General features: G+C 66.9%; 11 protein-coding genes. 3 read left to right on the forward strand and 8 right to left on the reverse strand.

Going from position 1 to position 13,911, the window contains the following annotated elements; all coding sequences use genetic code 11:
* Positions 1 to 8: 8 nt before the first annotated feature.
* On the reverse strand, positions 9 to 1,277 hold the full coding sequence (locus ACZ5PO_RS14480; protein ID WP_464194581.1) for an ABC transporter substrate-binding protein: 1,269 nt from the start codon (positions 1,275 to 1,277) through the stop codon (positions 9 to 11).
* Between the two features lie 281 nt (positions 1,278 to 1,558).
* Between ACZ5PO_RS14480 and ACZ5PO_RS14485 the strand changes: the two genes are divergently transcribed.
* The 3 genes from ACZ5PO_RS14485 to ACZ5PO_RS14495 are packed head-to-tail and all read left to right on the forward strand — an operon-like array spanning position 1,559 to position 4,996.
* The gene (locus tag ACZ5PO_RS14485; protein ID WP_464194583.1) at positions 1,559 to 2,230 is read left to right on the forward strand and encodes a response regulator; all 672 of its coding nucleotides are present in this window, start codon (positions 1,559 to 1,561) and stop codon (positions 2,228 to 2,230) included.
* Positions 2,231 to 2,249: 19 nt separating this feature from the next.
* Positions 2,250 to 3,779 carry a hybrid sensor histidine kinase/response regulator gene (locus ACZ5PO_RS14490; RefSeq protein ID WP_464194585.1) on the forward strand — a complete coding sequence of 510 codons (1,530 nt, stop codon included), beginning with the start codon at positions 2,250 to 2,252 and terminating at the stop codon, positions 3,777 to 3,779.
* The gene (locus tag ACZ5PO_RS14495) at positions 3,776 to 4,996 is read left to right on the forward strand and encodes an ABC transporter substrate-binding protein (protein WP_464194587.1); all 1,221 of its coding nucleotides are present in this window, start codon (positions 3,776 to 3,778) and stop codon (positions 4,994 to 4,996) included. Before ACZ5PO_RS14490 ends, ACZ5PO_RS14495 begins: the two co-directional genes overlap by 4 nt.
* A gap of 19 nt (positions 4,997 to 5,015) precedes the next feature.
* Here the strand turns inward: ACZ5PO_RS14495 and ACZ5PO_RS14500 are convergent, their stop codons facing one another.
* From ACZ5PO_RS14500 to ACZ5PO_RS14530, 7 genes are all read right to left on the reverse strand, one after another.
* Positions 5,016 to 6,251: a phenylacetate--CoA ligase family protein gene (locus ACZ5PO_RS14500; RefSeq protein WP_464194589.1), complete on the reverse strand. Its 1,236-nt coding sequence runs from the start codon at positions 6,249 to 6,251 to the stop codon at positions 5,016 to 5,018.
* A gap of 249 nt (positions 6,252 to 6,500) precedes the next feature.
* Positions 6,501 to 7,331, reverse strand: coding sequence for an ABC transporter ATP-binding protein (locus ACZ5PO_RS14505; RefSeq protein ID WP_464194591.1), 831 nt, complete (start codon positions 7,329 to 7,331; stop codon positions 6,501 to 6,503).
* Positions 7,332 to 7,524: 193 nt separating this feature from the next.
* Entirely contained in the window at positions 7,525 to 8,856 is a 1,332-nt protein-coding gene (locus ACZ5PO_RS14510; RefSeq protein WP_464194593.1) for an ABC transporter substrate-binding protein, read from the reverse strand.
* A gap of 127 nt (positions 8,857 to 8,983) precedes the next feature.
* Complete coding sequence (locus ACZ5PO_RS14515; protein WP_464194595.1) at positions 8,984 to 10,057, reverse strand: branched-chain amino acid ABC transporter permease; 1,074 nt, start codon at positions 10,055 to 10,057, stop codon at positions 8,984 to 8,986.
* A 13-nt stretch (positions 10,058 to 10,070) separates the two neighbouring features.
* A complete protein-coding gene (locus tag ACZ5PO_RS14520) occupies positions 10,071 to 11,027 on the reverse strand; it encodes a branched-chain amino acid ABC transporter permease (protein ID WP_464194597.1) in 957 nt (318 codons plus the stop codon).
* A 10-nt stretch (positions 11,028 to 11,037) separates the two neighbouring features.
* Positions 11,038 to 11,838: an ABC transporter ATP-binding protein gene (locus ACZ5PO_RS14525; RefSeq protein ID WP_464196836.1), complete on the reverse strand. Its 801-nt coding sequence runs from the start codon at positions 11,836 to 11,838 to the stop codon at positions 11,038 to 11,040.
* 44 nt (positions 11,839 to 11,882) lie between these two features.
* The gene (locus ACZ5PO_RS14530) at positions 11,883 to 13,856 is read right to left on the reverse strand and encodes an AMP-dependent synthetase/ligase (RefSeq protein WP_464194599.1); all 1,974 of its coding nucleotides are present in this window, start codon (positions 13,854 to 13,856) and stop codon (positions 11,883 to 11,885) included.
* Between the last annotated feature and the right edge of the window lie 55 nt (positions 13,857 to 13,911).

The following is a 13,911-nucleotide window of genomic DNA, read 5'->3' on the forward strand; positions in this document are numbered from 1 at the left end:
AGGCCTGTCTACTTCAGGTATTCCTTGAACTTTGGATCGTCGCTAGGCAGGTACTGTCTTGACTCGGACTTCTTTGACAAGTCGACACCGAGGCTCTTGAGCCACCATGGCTCGACAGTTCCGAGGTCGGCCACGAACTTGATGCCGTGATCAGCCTGCACCTGCGCCATCCGGATAGCCATGGCGAGGTGGTGGGTCGCCGGGTCGAGGGTGACCTTGCCTTCCGGCGCCTCGAAGGTCAGGCCGGACTGAAGGGCCTTCAGCACGGGTTCGGTGTCGGTGGTTCCCGCCTTCGCCCAGGCCAGCGCCATCAGGTTGACGGCGATATAGGCGCAGCGGGCGCACTCGTTGACGTACTTCATGTCCGGGTACTTCGCCCGGATCGCGCTGACGAACGTCTTGGCGCTGGGCGAGACCTCCGAGAGCTCCTCCAGGAAAGGCGCGGGGACATAGAGGTTCTCCAGCGTCGGAGGAGCGAACAGCTTGTGCTCGTAGCCTTGCTGGAGGTTCACGGACGAGACCGCCGGCACGTTCAGTCCGGCGGCGCGGGCCTGCGGAAAGAACTGGGACTGGTTCGAGCCGACCAGCAGCAGGAACAGGAAGTCGGGCTTGGCCTTCTGGATGTTGGCGATGGAGGAGGAGAACTCGGAGTTGCCGAGCGGAATGAACTCCATGCCGACGATGTCTGCGCCGTTCATGCCGGCACTCGCCTTCACCCACTGGGCGCTGACCTGGCCGAAGCCGTAGTCCGCCGCGAGCACATAGATCTTCTTGCCGTAGGTCTTCACCATGTATTCGGTGCCGGGCAGGATCTGCTGCTCGGGGATCGGGCCCGTGAAGAAGCTGTACTTGTCGGCGATGCCGCCTTCGCCCTGATTGTTGTGCCAGAAAATCGTCTTGTTCTTGACCGCTAGGGCCCTGGCGGCCTCGCGCTCTGAGCTCGTATAGCCCGCCATGAGGCAGTTGACCTCGTCCTCGAGGATGGCGCGCTGGGCGAACTCCTGATGGCGGCGCACGTCCGACTGGCCGTCGTAGACGACGAGCTCGAGCTTCCGCCCGAGCACGCCGCCTGCGGCGTTGATCTGGTCGGCAGCGAGCCGCGCGCCCTGCGTCTTCGGGATCACGGCCGCCGCGAAGTCGCCGGACGCATCATCGATGATGCCGATCTTGATCGGTCCTCCGGCCGCCCGTGCGCCGCTCCTCCAGGGGGTCGCGGAGGCTCCGAGAGTGGCGAGCGCCACCGATGCTTTGAGAATGCCGCGTCGCGTGGCTGTCATCGTTCTCCCCCTCGCCATTTGATGTTGATCGGACAAAACGTCAATATCTCATCGGACATTTATGGCCGAGATGATTAGACTAATCTTCGATACGTTGGACGTGTCGTCAAGCTTCTTGTTTGGACATGCCTGCATCAGATTCGGTCAACGCCCGTGCCGATTGCTTGTGGATCTCGGTTGCCCGCCTCACTAGACGTTTCGTCCGATTGACGGCTAGAGTCGGGCGAGCGGAAGACAGGGGCGCACGGCCCGGGGTTGACGGAACGGATTGAGATTGCGGAATGAAGATATTGATCGCCGACGATCACTGGCTGATGCGCAAGTCGCTCAAGGAAGTGATCGCCAGGATGGCGGAAGCCATTACGACCTACGAAGCGTCCGATTTCGAGGAGTGCCTCGGCATCCTGCGTGCCGAGCGGACCATGGACCTGGTGCTTGCCGATCTCGTGATGCCGGGGTTCAACGAGTTCGAAGGGCTCGAGCGGCTGCGCGCCGCCTTCCCGCATGTGCCTGTGGTTGTCGTTTCGGTCCACGAGGATCGTCAGCACGTCCTGCGTGCGCTGGATCTCGGGGTGATCGGCTATATTCCGAAATCCGCGAGCGGATCTGAGATCGAGGTCGCGTTCAGCCGTGTCCTGGCCGGCGAGGTGTATCTGCCCCGGCGGCTGATCGAGCGGACGGCGAGCGACCCCTTCGCGCCCGCTCCACCGGTCGCGGCCGGGGTGGATGACGAGAGCCTGAAATCGCTCACGGAGCGGGAGCGCGAAGTTCTCAGTTTTCTGGGGCGCGGTTTCTCCGTTCAGCGCATTGCCAAGGAGCTCGGCTTGAGCGACCACACGGCGCGCGTCCATCTGGCCAACTTGATGCGCAAGCTGGGGCTGCCCGACCGATCGGCGGCCATTCACTTCGCCATCAATTTCGCCAACGCCCGGCCGCAGCCGGGCGGGGCGTGAGCGAGCCGAGGAGACTCGCGTGAGCCTTTCCGCCGACGCCTTGGACGAGACGACCGCAGGCATTGCCGTCTGGAACGCGGACGGCGCGCTCGCTTTCGTCACCCGCGCATTCCTCAACAGCTTTCCGTTGGGCGGGCAGGCGCGGGAGGAGCTCACGTTTCGCCGGTTTCTCGCGCTCGTCGCGGGCTCGAACGAGCTCGTTCTGCCTCAGGATCCGCAGGCGTGGATGGCCATGCAGGAGGCGCGTTTCGGCCGCGAGCAGCACTTCGAGCTCGCCATGGCGGACGGGCGGACTCTCGAGGTGATCCAGAAGCCCTCCGGCGCGGGGGGCATGACGACGACCGTGCACGACGTGTCCGTCATGAAGCGCGTCGAGTTCGTCTTGCGACAGGCGGCGCAGGAGGCGGCTGACTCCGGCGAAGCCAAGTCGCGCTTCCTGCGCGCTGCCAACCACGACCTGCGCCAGCCCCTGGCGACGCTGCGCATCCTCATCTTCAGCTGCATGAACGAAACCTCGGCGGACGACCGCAAGGACCTGCTCCATGCGATGGATCTCTCCGTCTCCATCATGGAGGACCTGCTCGGCGCTCTCCTCCAGATCGGCCAGCTCGACGCGGGCCAGGTGGCCGCGCGCGTGACCACCTTCCAGCTGGCACAGCTGTTCGAGCGGCTGAAGGTGCAGTTCGGGCACCAGGCCTCGGAGAAGGGGCTCAGCCTGCGCTTCGCCCCTTGCCGCGACGCCGTGGTGTCCGACAAGGCCCTGCTCGAGCGGATCCTCTCCAATCTGCTCGCCAACGCGATCCGCTACACCGGCGTCGGCGGCGTGCTCGTCGGCTGCCGCCGTCGCGGCGACCGGCTCGCGATCCAGGTGTGGGACAGCGGCCGCGGCATCGAGGCGGCGCATATCGACCGCATCTTCGACGAATTCTACCAGGCGCCGGATGTTCGGCAGTCCCGCCGGCAGGGGCTCGGCCTCGGGCTGAACATCGTCAAACGGCTTGCCGCGCTGCTGCACCATCCGGTCTCGGTCCGCTCCGTGCCGGGCCGCGGTTCGGTGTTCGAGCTGGAGCTGCCGTGCGGCGACGTCTGGCAAAGCGATCTGGGCGAGCCCGAGATCAGCGAGATGATCGGGGGCGAGTTCGCCGGGATCCCGATTCTCCTCATCGAGGACGATGACGTGCTGCGCCGGGCGACGGAGGAACTGCTGACGCGCTGGGGGGTGAAGGTCAGTGCGGCATCGTCGGAGGCCGAGGCCTGCGGGCTGGTCGAGGCCGGCGGCGTGCCGCCGCGACTGATCATTGCGGACTATAGCCTGCGGGGCCAGTTCGGCACGGAGGCGATCCGCGCCGTGCGTGCCGCATTGACACGCGACGTCCCGGCGATCGTGGTGACGGCCGACGTCGATCCAGCGGTGACTGACCGCATTGCGGCGGAGGGATTCTCCCTTCTCATCAAGCCCGTCAGCCCGCCACGGCTCCGCGTGATGATGCACAGTCTGCTGTTCGAACCTGGCTCGCAGGCGCTCTCCGCGGAGGCCCCCATACGATGACCCATCGCCAACCACCGGATCTGATTCCGCTGGGCAGCCTCGTGCCGTTGACCGGCCCCTCCGCCGTCGATGGCGCCGAGTTCCGCAACGGCGTGACGTTCGCGTGCGAGGATCTCAACGCCCGCGGCGGCATCCTCGGCAAGCGCATCGAGCCCGTGTTCATGGACACCGGCCGACAGAGCGCTCAGGAGGTCGTAGCGGCAGCCGCTCGCCTGATCGATCAGCACGGCGTGCATGCGATCATCAATGGCTACAACATAGGCCCGCAGAACTCCGAGTACGAGCCGATCGCGGATGCCGGAATCATCTATATCCATCACAACACGCTGCTGCAGCACCACGACACGGTGCTCAGCGACCCCGACAGATACTTCGGCTGCTTCATGGCCAATCCAGCAGAATACTGGTACGGGCAGGGGTTCATGAAGTTCCTGTCCTGGCTCAGGAACACGGGTCGATGGGTGCCTCCCACCAACACCGTGGCCGTCATCTCGGGCTCGACGCCCTACAGCATCGTCATCGCCAACGCGATGGCCGGCGCTGCGGCCCAGTTTGGATGGGACGTCACGTTCGGTCCCGAAATCGTGTCGACCCCGCGCACCGACTGGCGCGAGGTGATCGCCAGAGCAACCGCAAGCCAGCCGGCCGTGATCGCCAACACCCACTTCTACGCAGTGGACCTCGCCCACTTCCAGCGCCAGTTCATGGAGACGCCCTCCAACAGCATCGTCTACCTGCAATACGGCGCGATGCATCGTCACTTCGTCGAGCTCGCGGGCGAGGCCGCCGTCGGCGTCATCGTCAGCGCGGTGACCGGCCTGTTGCGCGATGCCGCGGGCGCCCGCTTCGCCCATCGCTATAAGGCCCGCTTCGGCCCAGGATCGACGCCGCAGATCGGTTGCCAGTGCTACAACGCGGTGCGCCACTACGCGATCGCGGCTTCCATTGCGGGGGGAACGGGCGGTCCCGGCGCCTTCGCGAAGAACCGGCGCATCGCCGAGGCCTTGCGAGAGACTGTCTACCGCAGCGTGGCCGGCGCCGTGAGCTATCACCCGGAATGGCAGGCCGCGATTCCCTATCCCGACCAGGTTCACGATCCGTCGCTCGGCCTGCCCCACCTGTTCTACCAGGTGCAGGCCATGGATCGCGACCTGGCCCTCATCGCGCCGGCTCCCTACAACGCCGACAGCTTCAGGCTGCCGCCCTGGTGCAGGTGAGAGCGGCGCAATCGGCTGCTCAGGTATACGTGCGCTCGTCGGCGATGACCTTGCCGTCGTTGGGCAGCGAGCCGAGCGGCACGAGCTCGACCGTGCCCTTGAGCTTGGTCACCGCTTGCAGCGTCTGCAGCACGGCCTTCACGAAGCCGTCGTCGTGGCTCATGGTGGTTTCGGCCTTGAGCTCCATCACGTCGAGCTCGTTGGCACGGCGCACGACCAGGCGCAGCCGGCGCAGCTCCGGGTGGCGCTTGCCGATCTCGGCGATCTGGTCCGGCCGCACGAACATGCCCTTGACCTTGGCGGTCTGGTCGGCGCGGCCGAGCCAGCCCTTGATCCGGTGGCCGGTGCGGCCGCAGGGGCTCATCCCCGGCAGGATGGCGGAGAGGTCGCCCAGCGCGATGCGGATCACCGGGTGCTCGGGATCGAGGGTGGTGACCACCACCTCGCCGATCTCGCCCTCGTCCACCGGGTCGCCGGTGCCGGGCCGCACGATCTCGACGATGATGTCCTCGTTGATCACCATGCCCTCGCGCGCCGGCGTCTCGTAGGCGATCGTGCCCACGTCGGCGGTGCCGTAGGACTGGTAGCCCTCGATGCCGCGCGCGGCGAAGGCCTCCTGCAGCGAGCGGGGGAACGCCGCCCCGCCCACCGACGCCTTGGTGATCGACGCGACGTCGCGGCCCGCCGCGTCCGCTTGGTCGAGCAGGATCTTCAGGAAGTCGGGGGTGCCGGCATAGGCGGTCGGGCGGAAGGCGCGAATCACCTCGAACTGCTGCTCGGTGTTGCCGGGCCCAGCGGGGATGACGGCGCAGCCGACGGCGCGCGCCGCATGGTCCATCATGAAGCCGCCCGGGGTGAGGTGGTAGGCGAAGGTGTTGAGGACGATGTCGCTCTTGCGGAAGCCGGCGGCGAACAGCGCGCGGGCGGAGCGCCACGGGTCACGGCCGGTGCCTTCGCCTTCGAAGATCGGGCCCGGCGAGGTGAACAGGCGGCCGAAGTGCGTGAGGTCGCTCGGGCCGAAGCCGCCGAAGGGCGGGGCGGCCGCATGCAGCGCCGGCAGCTCCGACTTGCGCACGACAGGCAGCGCCGCGAGCGCCTGGCGGCTGGTGATCGCTTTGGGATCGATGGCGCCCAGGTGCTCGGCCCAGCCCGGGAAGGTGAGGGCACGCGCCAGAGCAGCCGGCAGGCGGGCGAAAAGGTCGGCCTCCCGCGCCTGTGGATCGCGCGTTTCCCGTTCGTCGAAGAATTCGCTCACGTGCTCCTCCGTCTCACCGCCCCGTGCGACAAGCTGAGCGCTCGCTCTTTCACGGGGTACCTCGCTAGACCATCGAGCCTCTTCGCGTCATGGCCGGGCTTGACCCGGCCATCCATCGACGTGACGAACGTCAGCCCGGCAGGGCTTGCGCGAATGGCGCGTCCTGAGTGGATGGATGGCCGGGTCAAGCCCGGCCATGACGTCGAGGCGGCAGCGCCGTCCGTACTTCAAGATAAATGTGCGACGCCCTCACGTCAGCCAGCGCTTGCGGCGTTTGTAGCTCTTCACCTCGCGGAAGGACTTGCGCTCGCCCTCGGTGACCCCGAGGTAGAACTCCTTCACGTCCTCGTTGGTGCGCAGCATGGCGGCGTCACCGTCCATCACCACCCGTCCGGTCTCCAGGATATAGCCGTACGTCGCGTATTTCAGCGCCATGTTGGTGTTCTGCTCGGCGAGCAGGAACGACACGCCTTCCTTGGCGTTGAGATCCTTCACGATCTCGAAGATTTCTTCGACGATCTGCGGCGCCAGGCCCATGGAGGGCTCGTCGAGCAGGATCATCTTGGGCCGCGACATCAGCGCGCGGCCGATGGCGCACATCTGCTGCTCGCCGCCGGACGTGTAGCCGGCCATGGATCGGCGCCGCTCGCGCAGCCGCGGGAAATAGGCGTAGACCTTCTCCATGTCTGCGCGGACGGCGGCGCGGCCGTCGCGGCGGGTGAAGGCGCCGGTGAGCAGGTTCTCCTCGATCGTCAGATGGCCGAAGCAGTGCCGGCCTTCCATCACCTGGATGCAGCCGCGGCGCACCAGGTCGTTGGGGCTGGAGCGGTCGATCCGCTCGCCGTCGAAGAGGATCGAGCCCTTGGTCACCTCGCCGCGCTCGGCGTGGAGCAGGTTGGAGATGGCTTTCAGCGTCGTGGTCTTGCCGGCGCCGTTGGCGCCGAGCAAAGCGACGATGCCGCCCTGCGACACCGTGAGCGAGACGCCCTTCAGCACCAGCACCACGTGGTCGTAGATGACCTCGATGTTGTTGACGGCGAGGACGGGATCGGAGGTGGCCTGGGCCTGAGCGGTGTCCATGGTCGTCCGTCGTCGGACCTCTGCCGCGTCATGGCCGGGCTTGACCCGGCCATCCATCCACTTGGAGAACACGACAGGCGGCCAGCCCTGTCGGGCTGAAGTTGCGTTGGTGATGAATGGTCGGGTCAAGCCCGACCATGACGCGTTTGGGAGGGAAGCGGCCGCAAGGGGTCCGGCCGCCTCCCGCAGTCGCTTACGAGGCCTTGTCGCAGACCTCGGTGCGCTTGGGCCAGCCGGTGTTCTTCTCGGCGTAGTCCTTGGCGGCGGACTCCAGCAACGGCTCCACCTTGTCGGTCATGGGCTTCAGCGGGCCGGAGACTTTTACATACTTCTCGCCGTTCCATTCCTGCATGAAGGTGGCGCCGTGGCCGTTGTGGTCGCTGCAGGTGAGCTTGAGCGGATCGGTGAAGCCCTCCATGCCGAGCTCCTTCAGCCGCGCGGGCGTCAGATCGATGGTCTCCAGCCCGCGCCGCACGTCCTCGCCCGAGACCGCCTTCTTGCCGGTGAGCTTCTGGGCGTTGCGGATCGCCTCGGCGATCAGCATGGAGTTGTAGACGCCGCGGTTGTAGAGCACCTCGCCGACCTTGTCCTTGGGCGCCTGGCTCAAGCCCTTGTCGACGACGAGCTTCTGGATGTCCTTGATGACCGGGAAGTCGGTGCCTACGCCGTGCCAGTTCAACTCCTTGAACCCCTTGGAGCCCTCGCCGGCCGACTTCGGGTCATCCTCGCTCGGCCACCAGATCGAGATGAGCTTCGACATCGGGTAGTTGATGCGCACCGCTTCCTTGATCGCTGTCGGGTTGAGCGCCCCCCAGCCGTAGAGCACCATGTAATCGGGCTTGTCGCGGCGCACGCCGAGCCATTGCGACGACTGGTTCTGCATGTCGGTCGCCGCCACCGGATAGAGCTTCAGCTCGAAGCCCAGGTCCTTGGCGAACTGCTCGAACATCGGGATCGGCTCCTTGCCGAAGCCCGCGTCCAGGTAGATGTAGCCGAGCTTCTTGCCCTTGAGCTTGTCGAGGCCGCCCTCCTGCTCGCCGATGTAGCGGATGATCATCGACAGGCCGTCCCAATAGGTGTTGGGCGGGTTGAAGACCCAGGGGAAAGTATCGCCGAGCGCCGAGGCCGAGAGGCCGTAGGCCATGGACAGCACCGGGATCTGATCGACCTTGGCCTTGGGGATCAGCGGCAGCGTGATCCCGGTCGACCACGGGTTGACCATCACCGGGTTCTTGCCCTTCACCGCCTCGTAGCACTCCAGGCCCTTCTTGGTGTCGTAGCCCGTCTCGCACTCCTCGAAGGCGATCTTGGCGCCGCCGATGCCGCCGTCGCGCTGGTTCAGCATCTCCAGATAGTCGCGCATGCCGTTGGCGATCGGGATGCCGGAGCCGGAGAACGGGCCGGTGCGGTAGGTGAACAGCGGCACGAAGTTGCTGTCCTCGGCCGCGGCCGGCGCCGCCGCACCGGCCGCGGCGATGCAGCCGGCCAAGGCTGCGGCAAGATACCGGTATCGTGTGCGTCCCATGGTCTTCCTCCGTTCAGCGGGCCTTGCGGCCCTTTCGTTCGCTCGATCGGTCTGGTGCCGATCACCGTTGGTCCAATCTTCGGCGATCCGTGCCGCCGGGTGATCCCCGACCTTCTGCTGAGCCCTCTCAATAGGGGAAGGGCCACGTCCTCAGCTTCTGCTTGCCCGTCTGCCAGAGCCTGGCGAGCCCGTGCGGCTCGGCGATCAGGAAGGCGATGATCAGGGCGCCGACGATCATGAACGTCACGTGCTCGACGGTGGCGGCAGCCAGGTTGAGGCCGAACAGCGGCGGCACCGATTTGAGCACGATGGGCAGGCCGTAGATCAGCGCCGCGCCGAAGAACGAGCCGATGAGGCTGCCCAGCCCGCCGATGATCACCATGAACAGGATCAGGAACGACTGGTTGATGGAGAACACGTCGGGCTCGGCCGAGCCGTACCAGAGGAACACCATCAGCGCGCCGGCGACGCCGCAGTAGTAGGACGACACGGCGAAGGCGAGGAGCTTGGTGGGCAGCAGCCGGATGCCGATCAGCTCGGCGGCGATGTCCATATCGCGCACCGCCATCCAGTTGCGGCCGATGCGGCCGTGCACCAGGTTCGAGGCGATCCAGGTGAGCAGCGCCACCACGGCGAGCACGACGAGGTAGCGCATCTCCGCCGAGGCGTTAGGCCCGGTCACGAACTGGCCGAACAACGTCCGCCCCGGCACTTCGATCGCACCCGAGACGTTGTTGTTGTAGAGCCAGGGGATGCGGGTGAAGCACCATTGCAGGAAGAACTGCGCGGCGAGCGTCGCCACCGCCAGGTAGAAGCCCTTGATGCGCAGCGACGGCAGCCCGAAGAGGGCGCCGACCCCGGCCGAGAAGAAGCCGGAGACGAGAATCCAGACGACGACGTTCACGCCGGGGAAATAGGTCGTCAGCTTGTAGCAGGCATAGGCGCCGACGCCCATGAAGCCCGCCGTGCCCAGCGACAGCAGCCCGGTGTAGCCGGTGAGCAGGTTGAGGCCGATGGTGGCGAGCGCAAAGATGAGCAGTGGGATCATCACCGCGCTCAGCAGGAACTCGCCGGCAACGAGCGGCAGCGCCAGCGCCGCTGTGAGGATGATGGCCAGCCCGATCCGGTCCTGGCGGATCGGGAACACCGCCATGTCGGCGGCGTAGGTCGTCTTGAACTGGCCGGTCTCGCGGTAGAGCATGGTGCGGGCAGCCTCAGATTCGTTCGATGATCTTTTCGCCGAACAGCCCCTGGGGCCGGATCAGCAGCACGGCGAGCGCGATGAAATAGGCGAGCCAGCTCTCGATGCCGCCGCCGACCAGTGGGCCCCAGTAGAACTCGCCGAGCTTCTCGCCGATACCGATGATGAGCCCGCCGACGATGGCGCCGGGCACCGACGTGAGCCCGCCCAGCACCAGCACCGGCAGCGCCTTCAGCGCGATGATCTCCAGCGCGAACGACACTTCCGAGCGCGCCCCCCACATGATGCCGGCGGCGAGCGCCACGAGGCCCGCGGCGAACCAGACGATGACCCAGATCTGGTTCAGCGAGATGCCCACGGAGAGCGCCGCCTTGTGGCTGTCGGCCACTGCCCTGAGCGCCCGGCCGATGCGCGTGTTCTGGAAGAAGACGGCGAGCCCCGCCACCATCAGCGAGGCGATGACGGCGGCGGCGATGTCGATCTTCTGCAATGACACCATGCCCCCGAGCATCGGCACGTCGACGACGCCGCGCGGCAGGAACAGCTGATCGGTGATCATCGCCTTGGGATTGCCGCCGAAGATCAGCTCGCCCAGGCCGATGAGGAAGTAGGTGAGGCCGAAGGTGGCGATGAACAGGATGATGTCGGGCTGGTTGACCAGCGGCCTCAGCACCACCCGCTCGACGCCGACGGCGAGCACGAACATGACGGCGATGGTGAGCGCCAGCGCCAGGAATGCCGGCACCCCCTTCTCGTGCAGCCCGACGAGCGTCAGCGCCGCGAACACCACCATGATGCCCTGGGCGAAGTTGAACACGCCCGAGGCCTTGAAGATCAGCACGAAGCCGAGTGCGATGAGCGCGTAGAGCACGCCTGAGACCAGCCCGTCCCACAGCGCCTGCACCAGCAGGTCCGGCGCCCCGGCCATCTGCACGAAGGGGTCGACGAAGATGCCGTAGAGGATGTTCATCGCCCGGCCCTCAATGCGCCACGCCGAGGTAGGCGTCGATCACCTTCTGGTCGCGCTTCACCTCGTCCGGCGTGCCGTCGGCGATCTTGCGGCCGTACTCCAGCACCACCACGCGGTCGGACAGGTCCATGACGACGCCCATGTCGTGCTCGATCAGCGCCACCGTGGTGCCGAACTGGTTGTTCACGTCGAGGATGAAGCGGCACATGTCCTCCTTCTCCTCCAGGTTCATGCCGGCCATGGGCTCGTCGAGCAGCAGGAGCTCCGGCTCCATCGCGAGTGCCCGGCCGAGCTCGACACGCTTCTGGAGGCCGTAGGGCAGCTTGCCCACCGGCACCTTGCGGATCGCCTCGATCTCGAGGAAGTCGATGATCTCCTCGACGAACTTGCGATGCTCCACCTCTTCGGCCATGGCCGGGCCGTGGCGCCACAGCTGCCAGAAGAAGCCGCGCCGCATCTTCAGCGCCCGCCCGGTCATGATGTTGTCGAGCGTGCTCATGCCCTTGAACAGCGCCACATTCTGGAAGGTGCGGGCGATGCCCTGGGCCGCCGCCACGGAGGGGCGCATCTTGCTGCGGGTCTCACCCTTGAAGGTGATGCGGCCGTCCTGCGGATGATAGAAGCCGTTGATGACGTTGAGCATCGACGTCTTGCCGGCGCCGTTGGGGCCGATGATGGCGCGCACCTCGCCCTTGCGGATGTCGAAGGACACGTCGCTGATCGCCTTGACGCCGCCGAAGCGCAGCGAGACGTTCTCCACCGCGAGCAGCACCTCGCCGGTGGAGCGGCCCGGGGCCGGCGCCATGGTCATGGTGCCTGCCGCGCGCACGGCGGTATCGGTCGGACCGGGCCCGTTCATGCGGCGGCCTCCAGCACCGGCGCGGCGGCAGGTGTGGCCACTGCGTCGCGGATGGCGAGATGCGCCGAGAGCACGCCCTTGCGCCCGTCCTCGAAGGTGACCTCGGTCGAGATGTCGGCCGCGGTGGCGCCGGCGAACAGGGCCGTGATCAGCGGCTGGTAGCGCTCGGCGACGACGTTGCGGCGCACCTTCTGGGTGCGCGTCAGCTCGCCGTCGTCGGCATCGAGCTCCTTGTGCAGGATGAGGAAGCGCCGGATCTGCGCGGCCGCCATCGTCGGCTCCCGGGCCAGCGCCCGGTTGGCCTCGGCGATGTGCTCGCCGATCATGTCGTAGACCAGCGGGTGGCCGGCGAGCTCCTGGTAGGAGCCGTAGACGATGTTGTTGCGCTCGGCCCAGTTGCCCACGGCGGTGAGGTCGATATTGATGAAGCAGCCGACGAAATCGCAGCCATCGCCGAAGGTCACGGCCTCCTTGATGTTGGGAAAGAACTTGAGCTTGTTCTCAAGATACTTGGGAGCGAACAGGCCGCCGCCGGCGAGCCGGCCCACGTCCTTGGCCCGGTCGATGATCTTGAGCTGGCCGTCCGGCTCGAAGACGCCGGCGTCGCCGGTCCGGATGAAGCCGTCGGCCGTCATCGTCTCCGCCGTCTTCTCCTCGTCCTTGAAATAGGAGACGAACATGCCCGGGGACTTGAACAGCACTTCGCCGTTGTCGGCGATGCGGATGGTCACGTTCGGCACCGGCGGTCCGACGGTGTCGGCCCGAACCTGCCCGTCCGCCTGCGCCGTGACATAGAGGAAGGCCTCGGTCTGGCCGTAGAGCTGCTTCAGGTTGAGGCCGAGCGAGCGGTAGAACGAGAACAGGTCCGGTCCCACCGCCTCGCCGGCGGTATAGGCGGCGCGCACGCGCGAGAAGCCCAGCATGTTCTTGAGCGGGGCGTAGACCAGGACGGCGCCGGCGCCGTAGAGCAGGCGCGCGCCGGCCGGCACCGGCCGGCCGTCGAGGATCGCCTCGCCGTAACGCTTCGCCACGCCGATGAAGTAGTGGAACATGCGCCGCTTGAGTGCGCCCGCGTCCTCCATGCGGATCATGACCCGGGTCAGCAGGTTCTCGAACACGCGCGGCGGCGCGAAGTAGAAGGTGGGGCCGATCTCCTTGAGGTCCTGCTCGACGGTCTCCGGCGATTCCGGGCAGGCGAGGCAGAAGCCGGCGACCAGCGCCTGCGCGAAATTGAGGTAGTGGTCGCCGGCCCAGGCGAGCGGCAGGTAGGCCAGCGTCTCGTCCCGATCGCTCAGCCGGTCGAAGGCCACCGTGTCGACGGCGGCGGCGATGCAGCGGCCGGCCGCCAGCACGACGCCCTTGGAACGGCCGGTGGTGCCCGAGGTGTAGAGGATGACGGAGGTATCGCTGCCCGATCCGGCGGCGATTTCCCGGTCGAGCCAGGCCGCGGTCCCGGCCTCCTCGGCCAGCGCGCGCCGCCCGGCGGCGATGACGTCGTCGATGGCATGAAGACGGCTGTGGTCGTAGTCACGCAGGCCGCGCGGCTCGTCGTAGAGGAGCTGCTCCAGCTGCGGCAGCCGCTCCTGCACGGCCAGGATCTTGTCGACCTGCTCCTGGTCCTGGGCGACGGCGAAGCGCACCTCGGCGTGGGCGAGCACGTGGGCGAGTTCGTCGGCGACGGCATCGCTGTAGACGGGCACCGGCACGGCGCCGAGCGACTGGGCGGCGAGGAAGGCCCAATAGAGCCGCGGCCGGTTGCTGCCGACCACGGCGATGCGGTCGCCGCGCTTGAGGCCCAGCCGCGCCAGCCCGACGGCGTAGGCGCGCACCGCGTCGTTGGTTTCAGCCCACGTCCACGTCTGCCAGATGCCGCGATCCTTGTGGCGGAACGCCGGCCGCCCACCGCGGACGGCCGCATGATGCTGCAGCAGCTTGGCGAAGGTGTCTCCGGGCGGCGGCTCGGCCGTCACATCGTCCTCCCATGCATCCCCACCGGGCGTCCGGCTCAGGTGCCGGATCTTGATG

The sequence above is a fragment of the Chelatococcus sp. KU-N122 genome, assembly GCF_055391085.1.

Excerpts from the sequence above, each read along its gene's own strand:
- ACZ5PO_RS14515 (WP_464194595.1), bottom strand. The coding sequence starts at position 10,057 with ATGCTCTACCGCGAGACCGGCCAGTTCAAGACGACCTACGCCGCCGAC.
- ACZ5PO_RS14480 (WP_464194581.1), bottom strand. The coding sequence starts at position 1,277 with ATGACAGCCACGCGACGCGGCATTCTCAAAGCATCGGTGGCGCTCGCC.
- ACZ5PO_RS14505 (WP_464194591.1), bottom strand. The coding sequence starts at position 7,331 with ATGGACACCGCTCAGGCCCAGGCCACCTCCGATCCCGTCCTCGCCGTC.
- ACZ5PO_RS14525 (WP_464196836.1), bottom strand. The coding sequence starts at position 11,838 with ATGACCATGGCGCCGGCCCCGGGCCGCTCCACCGGCGAGGTGCTGCTC.
- ACZ5PO_RS14495 (WP_464194587.1), top strand. The coding sequence starts at position 3,776 with ATGACCCATCGCCAACCACCGGATCTGATTCCGCTGGGCAGCCTCGTG.
- ACZ5PO_RS14520 (WP_464194597.1), bottom strand. The coding sequence starts at position 11,027 with ATGAACATCCTCTACGGCATCTTCGTCGACCCCTTCGTGCAGATGGCC.
- ACZ5PO_RS14510 (WP_464194593.1), bottom strand. The coding sequence starts at position 8,856 with ATGGGACGCACACGATACCGGTATCTTGCCGCAGCCTTGGCCGGCTGC.
- ACZ5PO_RS14485 (WP_464194583.1), top strand. The coding sequence starts at position 1,559 with ATGAAGATATTGATCGCCGACGATCACTGGCTGATGCGCAAGTCGCTC.